This is a genomic window from Marinobacter salsuginis (assembly GCF_009617755.1).
GTDB lineage: Bacteria > Pseudomonadota > Gammaproteobacteria > Pseudomonadales > Oleiphilaceae > Marinobacter > Marinobacter salsuginis.
Genome location: NZ_BGZH01000001.1, coordinates 1,268,527 through 1,288,235, shown reverse-complemented (window position 1 = coordinate 1,288,235; position 19,709 = coordinate 1,268,527). Strand labels below are relative to the sequence as shown.

The window sequence follows — 19,709 nt, the reverse complement described above, 5'->3', positions numbered from 1 at the left end:
GTTCCGTTCCCGGATCAGCCGATCTCAACCAGGCTGTGCCCGGTCATCTCCTCTGGTTGCTCCAGCCCCATCAGGGTGAGCAGCGAAGGTGCCACATCGCTCAGGCTTCCGTCGTTCTTCAGCTCAACCTTTCGATGGCCGGTGTATACCAGTGGCACAGGCCCGATCGTATGGGCGGTGTGAACCTGACCGGAGTTGGGGTCGGTCATCTGCTCGCAGTTGCCGTGGTCGGCGGTAATCAGTGCTTCGCCGCCAACTTCATCCAGAGCTTCGACAACACGCTTCACGCACTCGTCCAGGCATTCGGCTGCCTTGATGGCCGCATCCAGCTTGCCGGTGTGGCCAACCATGTCGCCATTGGCGTAGTTGCAGACCACCAGATCGTATTTGCCGCTTTTGATGGCCTCTACCAGCTTGTCCGTAACTTCCGGCGCGCTCATTTCCGGCTGCAGGTCGTAGGTGGCCACTTTGGGGGACGGCACCAGGATCCGGTCCTCGCCTTCGAACGGCGTTTCCAGGCCGCCATTGAAGAAGAAGGTTACGTGGGCGTATTTTTCGGTTTCGGCAATTCGCAGCTGGGTCTTTCCCTGCTTCGCCATATACTCGCCAAGGCCATTGGTAAGCTGCTCCGGCGGGTAGGCGCAGGACGTTTTGATGTCGGCCGCGTACTCGGTCAACATGACAAAATCGGCCAGTTCCGGGTGCTTCTTGCGTTCGAAACCGTCAAAGTCCTTTTCCACGAAGGTGCGGGTCATCTCCCGGGCACGGTCGGCACGGAAGTTCATGAACAGCACCGTGTCGCCATCGTTTATGGTGCCTTCCGGCTCGCCCGCGGCGTGGATGCGGGTTGGTGCCACGAATTCGTCGTTCTCCCCGCGCTCGTAGGCCTGTTCCAGCCCGGATACCGGATCAGCTGCGACGAACTCGGCGGTTCCCTGGGTCATCAAGTTATAGGCGGCTTCCACCCGGTCCCAGCGGTTATCGCGGTCCATGGCATAGTAACGACCGACAATCGACGCAACCCGGCCAACACCCAGGCTCTTGAGTTTCGCGGCCGCTTTCTCCAGTGACGGTTTGGCGCTGCGAGGTGGCATATCGCGGCCATCGAGGAAGGCATGGATGTAGACTTCCTTCGCGCCGCGGGCAGCAGCCAGTTCCGCGGCCGCAATAATGTGGTCCTCGTGGCTGTGCACACCACCGGGAGACATCAGCCCCATGAGATGGACGGCGCGGCCGCTCTGAACGGCCTTGTCGATGGCGGAGCAGAGAACCTCATTCTTCTGGAAAGTGCCTTCCTCCAGGTCCTTGTCGATACGAGTCAGGCTTTGATAGACCACGCGCCCTGCGCCCAGGTTCATATGGCCAACTTCCGAGTTACCCATTTGCCCCTGCGGCAGCCCGACAAACATCCCTGACGTGTTGATGAGGGTTTTGGGCTGGCTCTGCCAGAGTTGATCCCAGAACGGGGTGCTGGCGTTGCTGATGGCATTGTCTTCAGCCGGGTCTCGGTGGCCCCAGCCGTCCAGGATAATCAGTGCAGTCGGCTTGCGCATTGCAGTCATCATTCGGTCCGGAAATAAAATGTTAGTAAATTTACTAAAACAAAAATCGAGTCTATCTATTTTCGCATTTACTGGCCAGTTTCGTCACCTTCTGTCCGGGGAGCAGGCTGTGTATAATCGCGCCAAACTCATCATCAGGGTAAATTCATGGACCGGTTGTTTGAATTTGTCGTTAACCACTACGTTCTTGTGTCGCTGTTCGTGGCATTTCTGGTCGCCATTCTTATTTTGGAGTCCCGTCGTGGCGGTGCCAAGATCTCGGCCCAGGGCGCGGTCAATCTGATCAACAAGGATGAAGCCGTTGTAGTGGACATCCGGGACCGTAAGGAGTTTGGTGAGGGGCGTATTACCGGCTCTATCAACATTCCCCTGAACAGTCTCAAGAGTCGCGTTGGCGAGCTGAGCAAGTTCAAGGACAAGCAGATTATCGTTGCCGACAAAATGGGCCAGCATTCCGCCATGGCGGTCAAGCAGCTGAACGCGGAAGGCTTCAGCAATGTGGTTCGCCTGAACGGTGGTGTGGCGGACTGGAAGGCAAGCAACCTTCCGCTCGTGAAGAAATAGGTTGGCCCTTGATCTGAAGATCATTCTGCCGCACTGTTTCACATTAGCCGGCCCGGCCTGAACGTAAAATGTCCCGGCAGCAAGCTCTAGAGCATCCCATAACAACGGGCCCCGAGCCCACGATTGAGAACGAAAGGACCGAAAATGGCTGAGAATCAGCAAGCCGCAGCAGGCAGTGACAACCAGAACCAACCCCAGTTTGCCCTTCAGCGCATCTATGTGAAGGACCTGTCTTTCGAATCGCCCAACTCTCCAACTGTGTTTCAGGAGCAGTGGAAGCCGCAGGTTAACCTGGATCTGAATACCTCCCACAACAAAGTCAGCGACAACCAGTACGAGGTTGTGCTTTCCCTGACCGTTACCGCGAAAGTGGGTGAGAAGGTGGCTTACATCGTCGAGATCCAGCAGGGCGGTGTGTTCCTGGTTCAGGGCATCGAAGGCCAGCAGCTGGGCCAGATGCTGGGCGCCTACTGCCCGACTATCCTGTTCCCCTACGCTCGCGAAGCGATCGACGGCATTGTGAACAAGGGCAGCTTCCCCGCCCTGATGTTGGCGCCGGTGAATTTCGATGCCATCTATGCCCAGGCGCTCAAGCGCAAGCAGGAAGAAGCTGCGGGCGAGGCAAACGAAGAGCAGCAGACTCACTGATCTGCGGCAGATGAAGCAGAAATAGAAAAACCGGCTCCGGCCGGTTTTTTTTGTGCCTATACAAAAATTCCAGCCCAGGCATTGATATAAATCTAAAATCAAACGATAATCGTTCGCATTAAATTGTGAGCCGTTTGGTTGATCTATGCATTTTCGAAAATCATATCTCTCTCTGTCCTGCCTTTCCCTGGTTGCCATGGTCTCTACGGCAACGCTTGCCGACAACCGGTCGGCCGGTTACCTGAATGAGCTTGTTGTTACCGGAACCCGCACGGAGCGTCAGTTGCTGGATACTCCGGTTCGAACCGAAGTGGTTACGGCCGAAGAGATTGAGAAAACCCACGCTCGCAATCTGAAAGAGGCTCTGGAGAACGTTCCGGGGTTGCAGCTCCGGGAAATCCACGGCAAGCCCGGTTACGAGGTCTGGCTCCAGGGCGTTGAATCCGACCGGGTGCTGGTTCTGATTGACGGTTTGCCGATGACGGCCACAACCGGGTCGACTGTCGATGTCAGCCAGTTGTCCGTGCTCGATATCGAGCGGGTGGAAGTGGTCAAGGGCGCCGTCTCTGCCCAGTATGGCAGTTCTGGTATCGGTGGCGTGGTGAATGTTATCTCTCGGCCGCCAGCGCCGGGGCTCTCCGGTCAGTTCACCACCGATGCAGGTACCTATGGTGACCAGAATCCCTCGGGCGATGAGGCGGACCCCGCCCGATATTCGGCTCGAGCCACGGTCCAGGGTGGGAGTGAGGAATTCGCCCTGCGGTTATCGGCGTCACACCAGCATTCCGATGGCATCGACCCGGAGCCGGATACCTGGGCAAGGCCGGGCGATGAATACGATCGCACCGATCTCAGTTTCCGCACCGACTGGTCCCCGAACGAAGACCATCGCCTCAGCGCCGCGGTGGCACGATTCGAGGAGGAGTCAGGGTCCCGTTTCACCGAACAGAACCCGCCTTTTGTTATCAATCAGGGCAAGGATGAAACGGTTACTCGTACCCGCTATACCCTCTCTGGAGATCATGGCCGCAACTCTGATCTTCGTGCGGGCTGGTCCGCCGTCCAGGAGATCCTCAACGACGATACCTTGAAGTACACCGGCAGCGGAGTCTTTGATGACCGTCGTGCCGAATCTACGTTATCCCGTTTTTCGGCCCATCTGGGCAAGCCAGTGGGGCTCAGTCATCACCTGCAGGGTGGCGTCGATTTCAACCGTGAAACGCTCGATCAGACCAAGGACGGTGCTTCCGAGCTCGGTGCAGAACCTCGCCGACAGCGTGAAAGCCAGGAAGCCTGGGCGCAGGATACCTGGATGCCCACTGAACATCTTGAGCTGGTGCCTGGCGTCCGGTTCCAGAATGACTCCGATTTCGGAACTTACACAGCACCCAAGATTAATGCACGCTACGACTTGGTCCGAACCGATTCACTGACGGGCTTCCTGCGCGGCGGCGTTGGCGCCGGATACCGGGTGCCGAATCTGAAGGAAAGGTACTTCACCTTTGACCACAGCCAGCTTGGCTACGTCGTGCAGGGGACTCCAGGGCTGCAACCGGAGGAATCCATCAGCTATCAGTTTGGGGGAGGGCTGTCCTGGAACCGGTCTGCATGGCTGGAAGCGAACGCCTTCTTGAACGACATCGAGCAACTGATCCAGACCTCACCGGATACTGAGGCCACCCAGGCGCGGAACGACGGCGTTCAGGTTTTCTCCTATGAAAACCTTGCCGAGGCAAGGACCTGGGGGTTCGAGACCACTGCCGGCTGGGAGCCTTCCGAGCACTGGCGGCTCACCGCTGGCTACACCCTGACCCGAACCGAGGATTTGGCGACAGGCAATGAGCTTAATCGCCGGCCAAGGCATCAGGCGCGTCTCGGACTGGATGGTCCGCTCGGGGTAACCGGCCTGTCCTGGAGTGCGCGGCTTAAGTACCAGAGCGAGGAGTTTGTGGATGCTGCTGCGGGAACCGAATCCCCGGGCTATACCACAGCCGACCTGAAACTGAATTACCAGATTTCCAACCAGTTTCGGCTGTTTGCCGGTGCCGACAACATCACCGACGAGCAGCGCGACTTTTCCAATGCCAGTGAAGATTTCAGACCGGTTGCGGGGCGGTTCCTCTACGCCGGGCTAACGGTTTCTTTTGGGGAATAATGCCTGACCACCAAAAAACGATAGGAAGGAGATATCCATGGATCTTTTCGATACCAGACCCCCGGCCATTGTGCTGGCCGCCCTGGCTTTGACGGCCTGTGGCGGAGGCAGTGACAACTCCATTGCACAGGACGACGCGGATGATGTCAGCAGCTTTTCCGAGCAGTTGATGCCCGCGGCTACGGAGACGGTCTATCTGAATCTGGAAACCGGAGCGATGGTGGAAGAAGGCGATAACTGGCACATCGCTGCCAGCCGGTTGAGCTTCAAAGTAAACAGCGGTGCGTCGGGAACCGGCCGTGTTGGTGGTGCCCTGGCCATCGCCCAGGACGATTTCTACGACGGTAACGGGGATCCCGACCCGAACGTATTTACCAACGCCACCGCCAACTCCGAGCAGGAGCATTTGCTGGGCATCCTCGAGGAACCGGCAAACTGGCAAGAGGATGCCTTTGCCAGCGCGTTCGGGGCGTCCGACGCCTGGTCCCAGTACGATTTCACTACCGGGGTCATCTCCGAACAGGCGGACGTTGGCTATCTGGTGCGATCCGCCGAGGGCGACAGCTTCGCCCGGATGCGGGTTGTCGACTTCAACTTCCCGACCCGCGAGGGGCAGGGCATTGACGATTTCACGCTGGAGTTTGATGTGCAGGCCTCCGGTGCGTCGCAATTCAGTGCCACACCCGTCACATTCACGCCGCCCGCAGGCTACGACGGCGGCGATGCGTGCTTCGATTTTGATTCGGCCACTGTTGTTGATTGCGCGACCAGCGACCTCTGGGATGTCCGGGTCGGTTTCTCCGGACGCGACTGGTACCTGAAATCCAACAGCGGCGTGTCCGGCAACGGCAGTGGCGGCGCCTCTGATCCGATGACCTGGACCGAGCTTGCAGCCAATGACAGCGATCCAGGGGTTCCCCAGCTTTACAACACGGACTCAACCGGCGGGGTATTCACTGATAACACCTGGTACGCCTACAACCTGACCGATCAGCACAAGATCTGGCCAAACTTCCGGACCTTCCTGATCAAGGCGGATATCGATGATTCGGAGTCCATGGTCTGGGCGCTACAGATTGTCGGTTACTACGACCAGAACGGAACCAGCGGCCAGCCGACCGTGCGCTGGCTGCCGGTTGAACTTCAGCAGGCGCAGGAGTAACCCCATGCAACAGACAGCGATGGCAACAGGCACGGCAACCGGATCGCTCGCAGCGCGCTGGCGGACACTGCAAAAAGCAGAGCCAAACATGAGGATCCGCCAGATGGCCGATAAGCTGGGCGTCAGCGAGATGGAGCTGGTTCGGCTGCGTGGCGGCGACGCCCTGATTCCTCTCAAGAACAGTTTCGGGGATCTTCTCAAGGCCATTGAAAGCGTCGGGCCGGTCATGATTCTGAGCCGCAACAACGAGGTGGTTCATGAGGTTACCGGCACCTTCAAGGATTTCACCAGCGGCAGGTCCGGGGCCATGGGGCTGGCCGTCGGCGAGATCGATATCCGGGTCTTTTTCAAACACTGGGCCTATGGCTACCAGGTGCAGGAACAGGTTCGTTCCGGGTCAAGGGAGAGTCTGCAGTTCTTTGATCAGTACGGCGCTGCGGTCCACAAGATCTACCGGGTTGCCGATACGGATGGCGAGGCATGGGAGCGTCTGGTCCATTCCTTCGCCGATCAAGAGCTGAGGCCGTTCAAGTCTCAGGGCACGCGCCCGGTTCCTCAACGGGTAGCACCAGAAGCCGTCAACACAGAGGTTCTCCGAGAGGGCTGGCGGGAACTCAAGGATGTCCATCATTTTGGTGCGCTTTTGAAACGGGCGGGTACCGATCGTTTGACGGCGCTGGAACTCCTGAGAGGCGAATGGGCGACCGAGCTTGAGCGTAACGATGGCAACGTGCTGGACCGGCTACTGGAGCTGCTTCGGGATAATCAGTGCCCGGCGATGTTCTTCGTCGGCAATCCCGGCATCGTGCAGATATTCACGGGCAAGGTGGCCAATCTGCGCCGCACTGGTCCCTGGATGAACGTTCTGGACAGCGGCTTCAACCTCCATGCCAACACCGAAGCAATCCGGCGCTGGTGGCTGGTCCGCCGCCCCTCTGCAGACGGGATTATCACCTCAGTAGAGGCCTTTAACGCCGACGGTGAGCTGGTATTGACCGTGTTTGGTGAGCGCAAGCCCGGCACTCCGGAATCCGAACTCTGGCGGGAGCAGGCGGCGACCCTGGAGGCTTTGTCATGATATCGAGGGTTCTTGGGTGGTTCCTGTTGGCTACTGCGTTCGCGTCGTCCGCCCAGGCGGGGGATTCGCCGCGGGTTGTGACGGCTGACGGAGCAATTACCGAGATTGTGTACCGACTGGGCCTGGAGTCGTTGCTGGTAGGCGTGGACACCACCAGCGGTTATCCGGAACAGACCGACTCGTTGCCCAAAATTGGCTACCTGCGGGCGTTACCTTTTGAAGGGGTGCTCGCACTCAAGCCCGATCTGCTGATTACCTCCGAGCAGGCCGCTCCGGAAGAAAACCTGGAGCGACTGGCCAGGGCGGGTGTTCAGGTCGAGAAACTGTCGTCGGCAAGAACACCGGATGCTGCGTTGGAGCGCATTGTTACCGTGGGTGAATTGCTGGGCCAACAGGAGCGGGCACAGACCCTGGCCTCCGAGCTCCGGTTGCAGATCAACCGTATCCAGCAGGCATCGCAATCCCGGGGAAGCCGGCCGAAGGTGCTGTTCATTCTTGCGGCTGGCAATCACTCGGTGATGCTGGCGGGCGAAGAAACCGCTGCTTCAGCACTGCTGGATACCGTTGGCGCGGACAATGCGGTGTCCGGCCTGAAGGGCTATAAGCCGGTCAATCGGGAGGCCGTCCTGGCTTCCCAACCGGATGCCATTGTGATTGCCGAGTCTACGCCGGGCCAGTTTGCCATCGGTTCCTGGCCGGAGGTAGAGCGTCTCGACGCCTGGCAGAGCGGGCACCGGCTGGTAGCAGACGGAATGCTGTTGCTGGGGTTTGGCCCGAGGCTGCCCGATGCCATGGCTGCGGTAAACGAAGTATTGCCGGCATCCTCGAACGTGTCAGCCAATGATTCGTGACGCCGCGGGCCGGTTCGGTTTTACGCCGTCACTGGTGGTCGGGTTACTGGCCGCCGTGCTCGTTGCTCTGGTGTCCGTTACCAGTGGCGCCTATCCACTGGCATTCACCGATATCTTGAGCGTGATCACCGGTCGGGAAGCGAGCGATCCGGTGGCTTCGATGGTGCTGCTGGAAGTACGGATGCCGAGATTTTTGCTCGGCTTTCTGGTTGGAGCGGTGCTGGCAGTCTCTGGGGCCCTGCTGCAGGGACTGTTTCGCAACCCTCTGGCCGACCCGGGGCTGATCGGGGTCTCCGCCGGCGCTTCCCTGGCGGCCATTGCGGTGATCGTGCTGGGTAATACCTGGCTTGGCGGTTGGCTGGCCATGACCGGTGAATGGGCCTTACCCATCGCCGCGTTTCTTGGGGGCAGCGGTACGGTGTTGCTGGCCTGGCGCATTGCCAACCGCTCGGGCCAGACCTCCGTGGCAACTCTGCTACTGGCGGGGATCGCAATTAACGCCGTAGCAGGCGCCGCCACCGGATTGCTGGCTTTCTATGCCAATGACGAGGAGCTGCGTTCGCTGACGTTCTGGACCATGGGCAGTCTCGGTCATGCCGGCTGGGATGACTTGCTGGTTGGGGCTCCGTTCATGCTGTTGGCGTTATTGGCTGCTCCGCTTCTGGCCCGTCCATTGGATGCGTTTTTGCTCGGCGAATCCGTGGTCGGGCACCTGGGCTATCGCACCGATACCGTCAAGAAAGTCGCCATTCTGGTTGTAGGTCTGGGTGTTGGAGCGGCCGTTGCGGTCAGTGGGCTGATCGGGTTTGTCGGGCTGGTGGTGCCCCACCTGGTTCGCCAGTTACTTGGTGCCAGTCATCGGGTGGTGTTACCCCTCAGTGCCCTTGTGGGCGGCACACTTCTGGTGGCGGCGGATTCCCTGGCAAGGGTGGTTGTAGCGCCGGCGGAACTTCCCATTGGCCTGATGATGGCGCTGATCGGCGGCCCCTTCTTCCTGGCGCTTCTGTTGAGAACAAAGGTTATCTGATGGTTCTCTGCGTAAACAATGTCCAAATATCCGTTGAGCGATCACGGATTGTCCACGGCATGGATTGTCAGTTGGCTGCAGGGGAGCTGTTGATGCTCCTGGGCCCGAACGGCGCCGGCAAGTCGACCTTGCTCAAGGCCATCAGCGGCGATCTGCCCTACATCGGCAAGGTGATGCTTTCCGGGCGGGAACTCGGGTATTGGCGCCCGGAGCGGTTGGCCCGTCAACGCGCCGTCATGCCCCAGCGGGTGGAGGTGAATTTCCCGCTAACGGTCGAGGAGGTGGTGCAGCTGGGGCGCCCCGGAGCGGCCCGGCGTGGCAGTGATCCGGCGGTGGATCGGTTGCTGAACGAACTGGATATTGCTCACCTGAGGCATCGGCTCGTCCCGGGCCTGTCCGGAGGTGAGCAGCAGCGGTTGCAGCTGGCACGGGTGCTGGCCCAGATCATCGACAGCCCGGGCGACCGGTTGTTGTTGCTGGACGAATGCACCTCCGCCCTGGACCCGGCCCATCAGCAATTGGTGCTGGATCTGGTCCGACGTCTGGCCAAAGAAGAGGGTGTGGCGGTTCTGGCGGTTGTCCACGATCTGAATCTGGCGGCCCAGTTTGCAGATCGGCTGCTGTTGATGAAGGCGGGCCATCTTGTTCAGGAGGGCTCTGCGTGGGAAGTGCTCACGCCTGACCTGCTTGAAACGGTTTACGGCTTTGCCGCACGGGTTGTGGAGCTTGAGGAGGGCTACCCGATGGTGGTGCCACGGCGCAGCGGGCTCTCGGGCACCTACACCGCGCCCTGGAATCCCAGTTGCCGCCAGGCCTCGTAAACCACCAGGGCCGCGGTGTTGGAAAGGTTCAGGCTGCGGCTCTCCGGCTGCATGGGAACCCGCAGGCGATGCTCGGGCTGCAGGCCTTCGCGAACCTCAGCAGGGAGGCCACGGGTTTCCGGGCCGAACATCAGGTAGTCGCCTTCCTGATACTGCACCTGATGGTAGTGAGTGCTGCCTTTGGTGGTCAGGCCGAACAGGCGTTGCGGTCGCTCGCTGGCGAGAAAGTCCCGGTAATTCCGGTGAATCCTTACCGACGCGTATTCGCTGTAATCCAGCCCGGCCCGCCGCATCTGCTTGTCTTCCAGGTTAAAACCCAGCGGTTCAATCAGATGCAGCTGACAACCGGTGTTGGCGCACAGCCGGATAATATTGCCGGTATTCGGCGGTATCTCCGGCTCGTACAGCACCACGTGGAGCATGAAGCTTAGCGCTCGACAGCCAGGGCAACGCCCATGCCGCCACCGATGCACAGTGTGGCCAGACCTTTGTGAGCGTCGCGGCGAACCATTTCATGCAGCAGGGAGACCAGGATACGACAGCCGGAGGCGCCGATGGGATGGCCCAGGGCAATGGCGCCGCCATTCACGTTTACCTTGCTGGTATCCCAGCCCATGTCGCGATTGACGGAAATGGCCTGGGCGGCAAAGGCTTCGTTGGCTTCCACCAGGTCCAGGTCATCCACGCTCCAGCCTGCGAGTTTCAGGCAGCGCTGGCTGGCAGGGATCGGGCCGGTGCCCATGATTGTCGGGTCCACGCCGGCGTTGGCATGGGCCTTGATGGTGGCAATCGGAGTCAGTCCCAGCTCTTTTGCCTTTTCGGCACTGCAGACCATCACGGCGGCGGCGCCATCGTTCAGGGAGGAGGCGTTGCCGGCGGTCACCGTGCCGTCCTTCTTGAACGCTGCACGCAGGTTACCCAGGCTCTCGGCGGTCACGCCATCGCGCGGCCCTTCATCGCGGTCTACCACGATCGGGTCACCTTTGCGCTGGGGGATGGAGACCGGAACAATCTGGCCATCGAAGTAGCCGGCATTGCGGGCTGCTGCGGCTTTCTGCTGGGACGCTGCAGCAAACTCGTCCTGTTCGTCACGGCTGATACCGTATTTCTCGACGATGTTCTCGGCGGTAATGCCCATATGGTAATCGTTGAAGGCATCCCAAAGGCCGTCCTTGATCATGGTATCCACCATGGACCAGTTGCCCATACGCTGGCCGTTGCGGCTGTTAGGCAACACGTGCGGCGCCTGGCTCATGCTTTCCTGGCCGCCGGCAATCATCAGTTCGGCGTCGCCGCAGCGAATCGCCTGTACCGCCATATGCACGGCCTTCAGGCCGGAACCGCAGACCTTGTTGATGGTCATTGCGGGTACGGAGGCAGGAATGCCGGCGTTGATGGCAGACTGGCGAGCCGGGTTCTGGCCGCAACCGGCGGTCAGCACCTGGCCGAGCACCACTTCGTTGATCTGGTCGCCGGCGACGCCGGTTTCTTCAAGGATTGCCTTGATCACAGCGGTTCCCAGCTGGTCTGCGCTCAGGCTGGAGAGACCTCCGCCAAAGGTTCCGATAGCAGTACGGCGGGCGGCAACAATAACGACATCACGCATGGGAAATCTCCGGATCAGAGGCACGCGGGGAATTAGGTCCGGCGCGTGCAGGATTGAAATCTGCCGGCATTGTATCCGGAAAGCTTCGCCCGGCCAAAGTGGGCAGCCTTGGAGGCCACTGTCTGGATTACATGTTCAGGCTTCGGCCACCATCCACGGCGATAACCTGACCGGTGATGAAAGGCGCATCGCAGACCAGGAATGCGATGGTATGGGCAATATCATCAGGATTCCCTGTGCGGGCCAGTGGGGTCTTCTGGAGAATCGCCTGCTGCGCGGTCTCGTCCATTTCGGCCTCGCCCTCGGGCCAGAGGATTGCGCCCGGTGATACACCGTTCACCCGCACGTCCGGTGCCAGGTCTTTCGCCCAGGAGCGTGTCAGGGCGGCGAGGCCGGCTTTGCTGGCGCAGTACAACGGGTGGTCGTCGATAGGTCTTTCGCTGTAGATATCGATCATGTTCACCACACAGCCTCGATTTTGACGCAGTTCAGCAAGACACGCCTGCACCAGAAAGAAAGGGGCTCTGAGATTGGTATTCAGGATGGTGTCCCAGTCGTCTTCGGTGGCGTCCCCGGTCGGGGTGGGGTAGAACACCGATGCATTGTTCACCAACGCGTCCAGTCGGCCCAAGTGTTCGACGGCATCACGGGCCAACCGGGCTATCTCGGCTGTCTGGCTCAGATCCGCCTGAAGAGCACAGGCGGAGTCTGGCCTCTGGCGGTTCATCTGCGCAATCAGTGAGTTCGCCTGCTCTTCACGGCTCCGATAGTGAATCACCAGGTTCCAGCCTCTTTCGTGAAGTGTCCGGGCCGTCTGTGCGCCAAGACGGTGGGCTGCGCCGGTGACCAGGGCAACGGGTGTTGTGGACGGCATGGTGACTCCTCAGTGGTTGGTCGGGGCGATGGCATCGCCGATACGTTTCAGGCGCTCAGTCCGGATTGCGCTGCCCAGCTCCTTGCCTTTGTAGCCCCGGGCGAGGAGAGTTTTTGGGTCAACACCGGTAGCGGCCCCAGAGGCGGTTCGAAGCAGGTTCAGTGGGCCCGACTCGCCGGGAAGGGCGCATTCGAGCACGTTCATCAGTTGCGAAAAACGTTCCGGGCGGCGCCAGAAGTCCGCCTGGTCCAGCAGGTCCAGCAAGGCTTCGGCTTCAGGGTGCTGAGCATCGATGTTCCTGATTTGTGGCTTGAAGGCTGTAACCAGTCGCGCCAGGTTCTGGCAATCATTTGGGGCTTTCAGTGCCTTGGCTCGTGCCACGGCTGCAGAGTCATCCAGGGGGGAAAGCAGGGCGGCAAAGCGTTCTTCCGTCTGGGCGTCAGATTGGTTCTGGACACAGCCAAGCGCCGCGATCGCAAGTTGAAACACCTTTTCGGGTGCCAGTTCCGGAATGAGTACCTCCAGGGCCCCGCAGTCCCGGAGAACGTCGAAAAAGGCCCGGGGCGCCTTTTCATGCAGTGCCCGCTGAAATTCCTGCCAGACCCGTTCCGGAACCAGGTGATCCACTTCTCCGCTAGCCACCATTTGCTTCATCAGGCCCATGGTCTGATCGCACACGCTGAATCCAAGTGGCTGAAAGCGGGCTGCGAACCGGGCGGTGCGAAGAATTCTCAGGGGGTCTTCGGCGAAGGCTTCCGAGACATGGCGGAGCTTGCGATCTTTTATATCGCTTCGGCCCTTGAAGGGGTCCACCAAGGCGCCGTCTTCGGTTTTGGCTATCGCATTGATGGTCAGATCCCGTCGCCGCAAGTCCTGCTCGAGGGTGACATCCGGTGCGCTATAAACAGTAAAACCGTGGTAGCCGCGCCCCTCTTTGCGTTCGGTGCGAGCCAGGGCATATTCTTCCCGGGTGCGGGGGTGCAGAAAGACCGGAAAGTCCGCGCCCACCTGTTTGAACCCCTTGGCAAGCATTTCCTTTGGTGTCGCGCCGACCACCACCCAGTCCCGGTCCTTGACCTCAAGGCCGAGTAATTCGTCACGAACGGCACCGCCAACCAGATAGGCCTGCATGGAATGTCTGATTCCTTTCGGGGGAGTGTGTCGGTGGATTATCCGGTTCCAGGGCAGGGCAGGCAAACCTGTAACACGACAGGCCATAAAAAAGCCCGCCCGTGATAGCCATGGGCGGGCTTTAATCGGAAGTTGGAGGCAGATCAAACCTTCATCTGCTTCCTCTTTCAGTTTTTGATCAGAACGCGGTGCCAAGCTCCAGGGCTGCGCCCACATCCGCATCGCTGTAGAGGGCGCCGAGATCAAGGCGGACGCCAACAATGTTCAGGCCAAGACCGGCGGTGAACTGGGTTTTCTCTTCAATGCCGTCGTTGTCATCGTTGCTGGCCATGTTGTGGCGAACGCCAAACCGAAGCTGCGCGTAACGGAAGGCATCGAATTCGGCGCCGAGGGCTGCCCACTGGGTGTCGTCCTCGAAGCCAAAGGCTTCCTTCTTGGTCAGGTCAATTTCTGCAGTAACTACATGGTATTCGCTCTTGTGAGCAATGCCAGCTGTAACCATCGGGTCGAGCTTCAGTGTACGAACTTCCTCTCCCAGCAGCGGCCGGCTGGCGGCGGAGTCCAGTTCCATGGGGATCAGGTTTTTAACAAAAATACCTGTGTTCCACTGATTGGAGTCACCGAAGCTGTAGGCTGCACCAACGTCCACGTTGAACCCACTCTTTTCGGTCTGATACTGGTCGTCATCGAATTCGTCATCTTCGAAACCGGAAACCGACTCGGTGTACTGGAACGTGCGCAGTTCAACGTATTTCGGTGAAAGGCCCAGCTGGAAGCTGTTGCCATTCTGCAGCTCAAAGGAGCGGGCAAAGCTGATGCCCACTTCCCCGACGGCGGATGCAAGTATCTGTCCCTGCGATGTCAGATCCAGGTTGCCATTCGTGCTGATCTGGTCGACGGCAATTTGCACGTCCTGGGCCGATGCGGCATTGGCAATGTTGTCGAGGGCGGTAATATCCTGGTCAGAGACATCACCACGAACCGTCGCCGTCAGATTACCATTGGTGAATACGCCAACAGAAAGGGATTGTCCGGGCACAGCCAGAGCCAATCCAAGACCTGCGTTCACTCTCATGGTGTCCCTGTCGAATTCGGTCAGGCGATTGCTGAGGTCCGCCGCTCCAGCCTGTATAGCGTCCGGGTTGTCGTTATTCGGATCAAAGCCGGAAACGAGCGATTCCAGATCCGTGATCACATCCTGAATATCGTCTACCTGATCAACTGTTTCTTCTTCATCGGCTGCCCGGGCGTTCACCGAGGGCAGCATCAGCCCGAAATCATCCTGCCAGCTGTGGTGATCCGCAGCCATCATTGCGGGGTTGTCCGAGGGCGCTGTAGAAGGTGTTGCAACCGCCACCCCTGTGCCGCCCATGGCGAAAGAGCGCGCAGACATAAAAGACTGGGGGCTGGCCAGTGTTGATGAGGTGGCAATGGATAGGCCGATGGCCACAGAAAGTTTGGTCAGACGATGTCCGGTCATGAAGAATCCTGTCGTGTAAAAAAGCAAAATAGATATGACGTACTAGAAAGGTTAATGCAGAACGTTTTCCAGCGCATGACGCATGGGGTAACGGTTTGTTTTTGATGTGTAAACGGAGGCAGTTTTTTGCCGCTTGGGGATTGCAGAATGAGAGGAATGGACGTTGTTAATCGAAATATCAGTGGTTTAGAAAAACTGGCGTAATTCTTTCATGGGCAAGCGGAAATGATGTTTTCTGGAGACACGCAATGAATCTTCGCTGGATACTCATGCTTCTGTTGGCGACAACGGTTGCAGCCTGTGCGCCGATTGGCAGCCACCAGGGGGATAACGGCAGCCAGCCCCGCCAGGATACGATGCTTGAGCCGATAACGGTGCGGGTGAGCGGTCTGGGGACCTATGAGGATGTTGCGGCCGACCGTTCGGATACCCGCAAACGCCTGATGGCCCGGCGAGCGTCCCAGCTGGATGCATACCGCAATCTCGTGGAACGCGTATACGGTACCGTCGTATACGGCAGTTCCACCGTGAACGATTTTGTCTTGCGCAATGATATGTTCAGAACCTACGTCGACAGTTACATTCGGGGAGCGAAGCTGGTCGCCGTGAACGAGCACAGCGACGGCGTGTTCGAGACCGTGATGGAACTGAAACTTGAGCCCCGTTTCCGGGCCTGTGTCGCCGAGGTGGCTGATGATCAGGTGCAGGATCTCTGCCCGATCCCCATGCCGCAGGAGAATGACAGCGTGGGCGATGTGCAGAGCAAGGGCGTGGATTCCCTGTATTACCTTGATTGATCGAGAGTACTGAAAGCTATGAAACGCTTGCTGTCACTGGCTGTATTCGGGATTCTCGCCCTTGTTCTGGTCTCGGGTGCCCACGCTGTTGTCCTTGAAGGTGTTGGTCACGCCAATATCCACAACGGAAATCTGGAAGCCGCCCGGGCCGAAGCCCGCAAGGCGGCGATCCGGGACCTCTCGCTCCAGTATGAGGCCCGGGTAAGCACGCACGACACCATGAAAAATGGCGTTATCACCGAATCCCGGATGGATCTGGCCTCAAGCGCCAGAGCCCGGAACGTGCGGATAATTGATGAGTACCAGAGTGGTAACCTGTTACGGGTGATTGTTCGTGGAGATATCAGCGAGAGTCGCAGTCAGTGCGGCGCGGGCAATGCCGGCCGGCTGAAAAAGCGGGTCGCGGTGACCGGCTTCCCGATGCTGTATCCGGACCAGGCCAGGGTAGGGCGAATTGACGATGCCGGCGAGATCTTGCCGCAACAGCTGCAACAGCGTTTGGTGGCCCAGGGCGGTCTGCAGGTTTTCGGCGCGACCACTTCAAGAATGTTTACCGACCTGCTGAACGCACCGACGGTTCAGCAGAACGACAATCGATTAAGCAACGTACTCGAGCTGGCCCGTGAAATGGGTGTGCAGTTCGTGGTGACCGGGGTTATTCGGGATCTGGGTGTGGCAGACCCGTCGGCCTGGGGCACTTCTGTGCTGGACAGGATGCAACGGGGCATTGGCGTGGTGGATCAACGCCGTCGGTTCGCGGCTGATCTGATTATATTTGACGGATTCAGCGGTGCGCCTGTCTACCGGCAGAGGTTTGCAACAGCAGCCCAGTGGGATGCCGGTCCGGGAAGTTCTGCCGGATTTGGTTCAGCGGGCTTCCAGAAGACCGCCTATGGACAGGCAGTGAACGGTTTAATCGGGGAAATGGCGGCCGCCGTGACTGAGGCGTTGGCGTGTCAGCCCTTTATTACCCGGATTGCGCGGGTGGACGGCCACGGGGTGACGCTGGAATCGGGGGCTACCGCCGGGCTCAGGCCGGGCGACGAGTTGAAGCTTTACCGGAGCAAGCGCTATCTGGATGCTCCTGAAGATTCTCCGGAGCTACATGACGCCGAGGTCACCGTCACTCTTGATAGCGTTCAGCCCCATTTCAGTCGGGGCACGATGCCGCAGCTCGGCGGCATCTTGAACATCCAGAGAGATGATATCGCGATTATCTGGTAAGGCGGGTAGGTATCAGTTGCTGGCGCCGGCCGCCTCTGCAGCCGCAATATCCCGGATTTTCCCGACCATGGCCCGAAGGCCGTTGCCCCGGGTCGGCGAAATATGGCGGAACAGGTCCAGTTGCTCGAACAACTCATCGATGTCGGTTGCCAGCAGGTCCCTAGGGGTTTTGCCGTTCAGGGCAACCAGAATGATGGCGGCCAGCCCGCGTACAATCATGGCGTCTGAATCAATCAAGAGGTAAAGCCGGCCGCTGTCTTCGTCGAAGTGGTGGATCAGCCAGACCTGGCTCTGGCAGCCGTGAACATAGTTTTCCTCTACCCGGGATTCCTCCGGGAAGGCAGGAAGCTGTTTGCCCAGATCGATGATGAAAGCGTAGCGCTCTTCCCAGTCGTCCAGAAGCTCGAAGCCATCCAGAACGTCTTCCAGGGTGGTGTCTTTGCCAAGGGGGTTGTTCAGAAAGTCCTGTTCACTGGCAGTCATTTACAGCATTCCCAGTTCGAGTTTGGCTTCGTCGGTGAGCATGTCGTTGCTCCAGGGCGGATCGAAAGTCAGCTCAACGGTGACTTTGTCCACGTTGGGCACGTGCTCGAGCTTGGTTTTCACATCCTCGGTAATCACCGGGCCCATGCCGCAACCGGCGGCCGTCAGAGTCATCAGGACGTAGACGTGGTTGCCGTCTTCGGTGCCATTTTCAATCTTGCACTCGTAAATCAAGCCAAGATCCACCACGTTTACCGGAATTTCCGGATCGTAGCAGTTTCGCATGGCTTCCCAGACCTGGTTTTCGTTGACGGTGCCGTCTTCGGGAGTTTCGAAGCTGCTTTCCAGGGGCTTTTTGCCGAGGGCATCGGCATTGTGGCCTTCAATGCGGGCGAGATTGCCATTCACGGCAACGGTAAAGGTACCGCCCAGTGACTGTGTGATGGTCACAAAGGTGTCCGACGGAATCATGATTTCGGTTCCGGAAGGAACAAGGCGGGCTTCCACCTCGCGTTTGGTCAGGACCACTTCCCTTTCTTGCATGCCTGTTCTGGCCTCGCTTTTCTTAAATCTCTGGTGTCGGATTACGCTAGGCTAATCCGACCTACACGTTCAGTGAGGGATTACGCTACGGTAAAGCTCTCGCCGCAGCCGCATTCCGCGGTGGCGTTCGGATTGCGGAACTGGAACATGGAGTTCACGCCCTCGGTGACAAAATCAATTTCGATGCCGTTCACCAGAGGCAGGTGCTCCTCTTTCACGAAGACATCGACACCATCGATGTGGAACACCTTGTCGTCAGCGGAGGCCTCTTCCACCCACTGGGTTTCGTATTTGAAGCCGGAACAGCCACTCTTCTTGATGGCCAGCCGGATGCCCCTGGCTTCCGGCTTTTTCTCAAGCTGTTTGCGCACGTGTTTTACGGCGCTCGGCGTCATGGTGACGGCAACGGTCGGGGTGAAGACTTCGGCTGTCATGATTCCACCTCCATCAGGCAAACAGACGCTGGACTTTCTGCAGGGCGGTAAACAATGTATCCACCTCGTCCAGTGTATTGTAGAACGCGAATGAGGCCCGGGCTGTACCGGGAACTCCATAGAAATCCATCAGCGGCATGGCGCAATGGTGGCCGGTGCGGATCGCAATGCCCTGCTGATCCAGCAGCGTGCCTATATCACTGGGGTGCAAACCGGCAATTTTAAAGGACATGACCGGCACTTTTTGTTTGGCGGTGCCGATGATCTCCATGCCGGGCACGGTTTCCACCAGCTGGTTGGCGCGCTCTAGCAGGGCGGCCTCGGCCGCTTCCATGCCAGCACGGTCCAGACCGTTCAGGTAGTCGATGGCTGCGCCCAAGCCCACCGCCTCGGCAATGGCCGGCGTGCCGGCCTCGAATTTGTAGGGCAGGGTGTTCCAGGTGGTCCGCTCGAAGGACACCCGCTCGATCATCTCGCCGCCGCCCTGGTAGGGAGGTATTTCCTCCAGCAACTGGGCCTTGCCGTAAAGCACGCCAATACCGGTGGGGCCAAACAGCTTGTGCGATGAGAACACGTAAAAGTCGCAGCCCAGTGCCTGCACATCCGGCTGGTAATGGGGTACTGCCTGGGCGCCGTCCACCAGGGTAATAATGCCGTGCGCTTTTGCCTGTTCAATCAGCGCTGCCACGGGGTTTACGGTGCCAAGCACGTTGGAAACATGGGTGATTGCCAGTACCCGGGTTTTTTCATTGAGAAGGCTGGAGAAGGATTCGAGATCCAGCTCGCCGTCCGGGGTTACCTGAACAGGAACCACTTTTGCACCCGTGCGTTCGGCAATCATCTGCCAGGGCACAATGTTGGCGTGGTGCTCCATGTGGCTCACCAGAATCTCGTCTCCGGCCTTCAGGCGAGGAGCCAGGCCGTTGGCAACGAGGTTGATGGCCTCGGTGGTACCACGGGTCCAGATGATCTCCCGGGTGCTTTCAGCATTCAAAAAACTGCGAACCGTCTCACGGGCACCTTCGAAAGCAGCTGTCGCCCGGTCTCCGAGGGTATGGGCGCCACGATGGACGTTGGAGTGCATCTCACGGTAATACCGATCCATGGCGTTCAGCACGGCCTCAGGCTTCTGGGCCGAGGCACCATTATCCAGATACACCAGGGGCTTGCCGTTCACCTGCTGAGACAGGATCGGGAAATCCCGGCGAACGGCTTCCACATCAAAGGTGGTGCGCTTGGCTGTGCTTGCCACGGACAGATCGGTCATAA

The 19,709-nt window shown here is 59.0% G+C and carries 20 protein-coding genes; 10 read left to right on the top strand and 10 right to left on the bottom strand.

Annotation, left to right across the window (positions count from 1 at the left end):
* Positions 1-14 precede the first annotated feature (14 nt).
* Positions 15-1,562 carry a 2,3-bisphosphoglycerate-independent phosphoglycerate mutase gene (gene gpmM, locus GJU83_RS05970; RefSeq protein ID WP_153634413.1) on the bottom strand — a complete coding sequence of 516 codons (1,548 nt, stop codon included), beginning with the start codon at positions 1,560-1,562 and terminating at the stop codon, positions 15-17.
* 147 nt (positions 1,563-1,709) lie between these two features.
* On the opposite strand from gpmM, the gene GJU83_RS05965 reads away from it, so the two are divergent.
* From GJU83_RS05965 to GJU83_RS05930, 8 genes are all read left to right on the top strand, one after another.
* On the top strand, positions 1,710-2,126 hold the full coding sequence (locus GJU83_RS05965; protein WP_153633931.1) for a rhodanese-like domain-containing protein: 417 nt from the start codon (positions 1,710-1,712) through the stop codon (positions 2,124-2,126).
* Positions 2,127-2,270: 144 nt separating this feature from the next.
* A complete protein-coding gene (gene secB, locus GJU83_RS05960; RefSeq protein ID WP_064227537.1) occupies positions 2,271-2,774 on the top strand; it encodes a protein-export chaperone SecB in 504 nt (167 codons plus the stop codon).
* Positions 2,775-2,919: 145 nt separating this feature from the next.
* The gene (locus GJU83_RS05955) at positions 2,920-4,929 is read left to right on the top strand and encodes a TonB-dependent receptor plug domain-containing protein (protein WP_153633930.1); all 2,010 of its coding nucleotides are present in this window, start codon (positions 2,920-2,922) and stop codon (positions 4,927-4,929) included.
* Between the two features lie 37 nt (positions 4,930-4,966).
* Positions 4,967-6,091: an HmuY family protein gene (locus tag GJU83_RS05950; protein ID WP_153633929.1), complete on the top strand. Its 1,125-nt coding sequence runs from the start codon at positions 4,967-4,969 to the stop codon at positions 6,089-6,091.
* Between the two features lie 4 nt (positions 6,092-6,095).
* Positions 6,096-7,169 carry a hemin-degrading factor gene (locus tag GJU83_RS05945; protein WP_069181853.1) on the top strand — a complete coding sequence of 358 codons (1,074 nt, stop codon included), beginning with the start codon at positions 6,096-6,098 and terminating at the stop codon, positions 7,167-7,169.
* Positions 7,166-8,020, top strand: a complete 855-nt coding sequence (locus GJU83_RS05940) for a heme/hemin ABC transporter substrate-binding protein (protein ID WP_227514416.1) — start codon at positions 7,166-7,168, stop codon at positions 8,018-8,020. Before GJU83_RS05945 ends, GJU83_RS05940 begins: the two co-directional genes overlap by 4 nt.
* The gene (locus GJU83_RS05935; RefSeq protein ID WP_069181852.1) at positions 8,010-9,047 is read left to right on the top strand and encodes a FecCD family ABC transporter permease; all 1,038 of its coding nucleotides are present in this window, start codon (positions 8,010-8,012) and stop codon (positions 9,045-9,047) included. The genes GJU83_RS05940 and GJU83_RS05935 overlap by 11 nt, the downstream gene beginning before the upstream one ends.
* Positions 9,047-9,868, top strand: coding sequence for a heme ABC transporter ATP-binding protein (locus GJU83_RS05930; RefSeq protein WP_069181851.1), 822 nt, complete (start codon positions 9,047-9,049; stop codon positions 9,866-9,868). Before GJU83_RS05935 ends, GJU83_RS05930 begins: the two co-directional genes overlap by 1 nt.
* Here GJU83_RS05930 and trmL read toward each other — a convergent pair.
* From trmL to traF, 5 genes are all read right to left on the bottom strand, one after another.
* Positions 9,826-10,290, bottom strand: coding sequence for a tRNA (uridine(34)/cytosine(34)/5-carboxymethylaminomethyluridine(34)-2'-O)-methyltransferase TrmL (gene trmL / locus GJU83_RS05925; protein ID WP_069181850.1), 465 nt, complete (start codon positions 10,288-10,290; stop codon positions 9,826-9,828). The genes GJU83_RS05930 and trmL overlap by 43 nt on opposite strands.
* 5 nt (positions 10,291-10,295) lie before the next feature.
* Positions 10,296-11,474: an acetyl-CoA C-acetyltransferase gene (locus GJU83_RS05920; protein WP_069181849.1), complete on the bottom strand. Its 1,179-nt coding sequence runs from the start codon at positions 11,472-11,474 to the stop codon at positions 10,296-10,298.
* 127 nt (positions 11,475-11,601) lie between these two features.
* Positions 11,602-12,348: a pteridine reductase gene (locus tag GJU83_RS05915; RefSeq protein WP_069181848.1), complete on the bottom strand. Its 747-nt coding sequence runs from the start codon at positions 12,346-12,348 to the stop codon at positions 11,602-11,604.
* Positions 12,349-12,357: 9 nt separating this feature from the next.
* Entirely contained in the window at positions 12,358-13,479 is a 1,122-nt protein-coding gene (locus tag GJU83_RS05910; protein ID WP_069181847.1) for a tRNA nucleotidyltransferase/poly(A) polymerase-related protein, read from the bottom strand.
* 178 nt (positions 13,480-13,657) lie between these two features.
* Positions 13,658-14,959, bottom strand: a complete 1,302-nt coding sequence (traF, locus tag GJU83_RS05905; protein WP_069181846.1) for a conjugal transfer protein TraF — start codon at positions 14,957-14,959, stop codon at positions 13,658-13,660.
* Between the two features lie 248 nt (positions 14,960-15,207).
* Between traF and GJU83_RS05900 the strand changes: the two genes are divergently transcribed.
* Together GJU83_RS05900 and GJU83_RS05895 are read left to right on the top strand one after the other, a co-directional pair.
* Positions 15,208-15,756, top strand: a complete 549-nt coding sequence (locus GJU83_RS05900) for an LPP20 family lipoprotein (protein WP_069181845.1) — start codon at positions 15,208-15,210, stop codon at positions 15,754-15,756.
* An 18-nt stretch (positions 15,757-15,774) separates the two neighbouring features.
* Positions 15,775-16,980 carry a flagellar assembly protein T N-terminal domain-containing protein gene (locus GJU83_RS05895; protein ID WP_153633928.1) on the top strand — a complete coding sequence of 402 codons (1,206 nt, stop codon included), beginning with the start codon at positions 15,775-15,777 and terminating at the stop codon, positions 16,978-16,980.
* 12 nt (positions 16,981-16,992) lie between these two features.
* On the opposite strand, the gene GJU83_RS05890 is transcribed toward GJU83_RS05895, so the two are convergent.
* From GJU83_RS05890 to GJU83_RS05875, 4 genes are all read right to left on the bottom strand, one after another.
* The gene (locus GJU83_RS05890) at positions 16,993-17,463 is read right to left on the bottom strand and encodes a SufE family protein (protein ID WP_069181843.1); all 471 of its coding nucleotides are present in this window, start codon (positions 17,461-17,463) and stop codon (positions 16,993-16,995) included.
* The gene (sufT, locus tag GJU83_RS05885; protein WP_069181842.1) at positions 17,464-18,006 is read right to left on the bottom strand and encodes a putative Fe-S cluster assembly protein SufT; all 543 of its coding nucleotides are present in this window, start codon (positions 18,004-18,006) and stop codon (positions 17,464-17,466) included.
* Between the two features lie 80 nt (positions 18,007-18,086).
* On the bottom strand, positions 18,087-18,440 hold the full coding sequence (locus tag GJU83_RS05880) for a HesB/IscA family protein (protein ID WP_069181841.1): 354 nt from the start codon (positions 18,438-18,440) through the stop codon (positions 18,087-18,089).
* Positions 18,441-18,453: 13 nt separating this feature from the next.
* Positions 18,454-19,707 (bottom strand): aminotransferase class V-fold PLP-dependent enzyme, encoded by a 1,254-nt coding sequence (locus tag GJU83_RS05875; RefSeq protein WP_069181840.1) that lies wholly within the window; start codon positions 19,705-19,707, stop codon positions 18,454-18,456.
* Between the last annotated feature and the right edge of the window lie 2 nt (positions 19,708-19,709).

Excerpts from the sequence above, each read along its gene's own strand:
- gpmM (WP_153634413.1), bottom strand. The coding sequence starts at position 1,562 with ATGACTGCAATGCGCAAGCCGACTGCACTGATTATCCTGGACGGCTGG.
- GJU83_RS05965 (WP_153633931.1), top strand. The coding sequence starts at position 1,710 with ATGGACCGGTTGTTTGAATTTGTCGTTAACCACTACGTTCTTGTGTCG.
- secB (WP_064227537.1), top strand. The coding sequence starts at position 2,271 with ATGGCTGAGAATCAGCAAGCCGCAGCAGGCAGTGACAACCAGAACCAA.
- GJU83_RS05955 (WP_153633930.1), top strand. The coding sequence starts at position 2,920 with ATGCATTTTCGAAAATCATATCTCTCTCTGTCCTGCCTTTCCCTGGTT.
- GJU83_RS05950 (WP_153633929.1), top strand. The coding sequence starts at position 4,967 with ATGGATCTTTTCGATACCAGACCCCCGGCCATTGTGCTGGCCGCCCTG.
- GJU83_RS05945 (WP_069181853.1), top strand. The coding sequence starts at position 6,096 with ATGCAACAGACAGCGATGGCAACAGGCACGGCAACCGGATCGCTCGCA.
- GJU83_RS05940 (WP_227514416.1), top strand. The coding sequence starts at position 7,166 with ATGATATCGAGGGTTCTTGGGTGGTTCCTGTTGGCTACTGCGTTCGCG.
- GJU83_RS05935 (WP_069181852.1), top strand. The coding sequence starts at position 8,010 with ATGATTCGTGACGCCGCGGGCCGGTTCGGTTTTACGCCGTCACTGGTG.
- GJU83_RS05930 (WP_069181851.1), top strand. The coding sequence starts at position 9,047 with ATGGTTCTCTGCGTAAACAATGTCCAAATATCCGTTGAGCGATCACGG.
- trmL (WP_069181850.1), bottom strand. The coding sequence starts at position 10,290 with ATGCTCCACGTGGTGCTGTACGAGCCGGAGATACCGCCGAATACCGGC.
- GJU83_RS05920 (WP_069181849.1), bottom strand. The coding sequence starts at position 11,474 with ATGCGTGATGTCGTTATTGTTGCCGCCCGCCGTACTGCTATCGGAACC.
- GJU83_RS05915 (WP_069181848.1), bottom strand. The coding sequence starts at position 12,348 with ATGCCGTCCACAACACCCGTTGCCCTGGTCACCGGCGCAGCCCACCGT.
- GJU83_RS05910 (WP_069181847.1), bottom strand. The coding sequence starts at position 13,479 with ATGCAGGCCTATCTGGTTGGCGGTGCCGTTCGTGACGAATTACTCGGC.
- traF (WP_069181846.1), bottom strand. The coding sequence starts at position 14,959 with ATGACCGGACATCGTCTGACCAAACTTTCTGTGGCCATCGGCCTATCC.
- GJU83_RS05900 (WP_069181845.1), top strand. The coding sequence starts at position 15,208 with ATGAATCTTCGCTGGATACTCATGCTTCTGTTGGCGACAACGGTTGCA.
- GJU83_RS05895 (WP_153633928.1), top strand. The coding sequence starts at position 15,775 with ATGAAACGCTTGCTGTCACTGGCTGTATTCGGGATTCTCGCCCTTGTT.
- GJU83_RS05890 (WP_069181843.1), bottom strand. The coding sequence starts at position 17,463 with ATGACTGCCAGTGAACAGGACTTTCTGAACAACCCCCTTGGCAAAGAC.
- sufT (WP_069181842.1), bottom strand. The coding sequence starts at position 18,006 with ATGCAAGAAAGGGAAGTGGTCCTGACCAAACGCGAGGTGGAAGCCCGC.
- GJU83_RS05880 (WP_069181841.1), bottom strand. The coding sequence starts at position 18,440 with ATGACAGCCGAAGTCTTCACCCCGACCGTTGCCGTCACCATGACGCCG.
- GJU83_RS05875 (WP_069181840.1), bottom strand. The coding sequence starts at position 19,707 with ATGACCGATCTGTCCGTGGCAAGCACAGCCAAGCGCACCACCTTTGAT.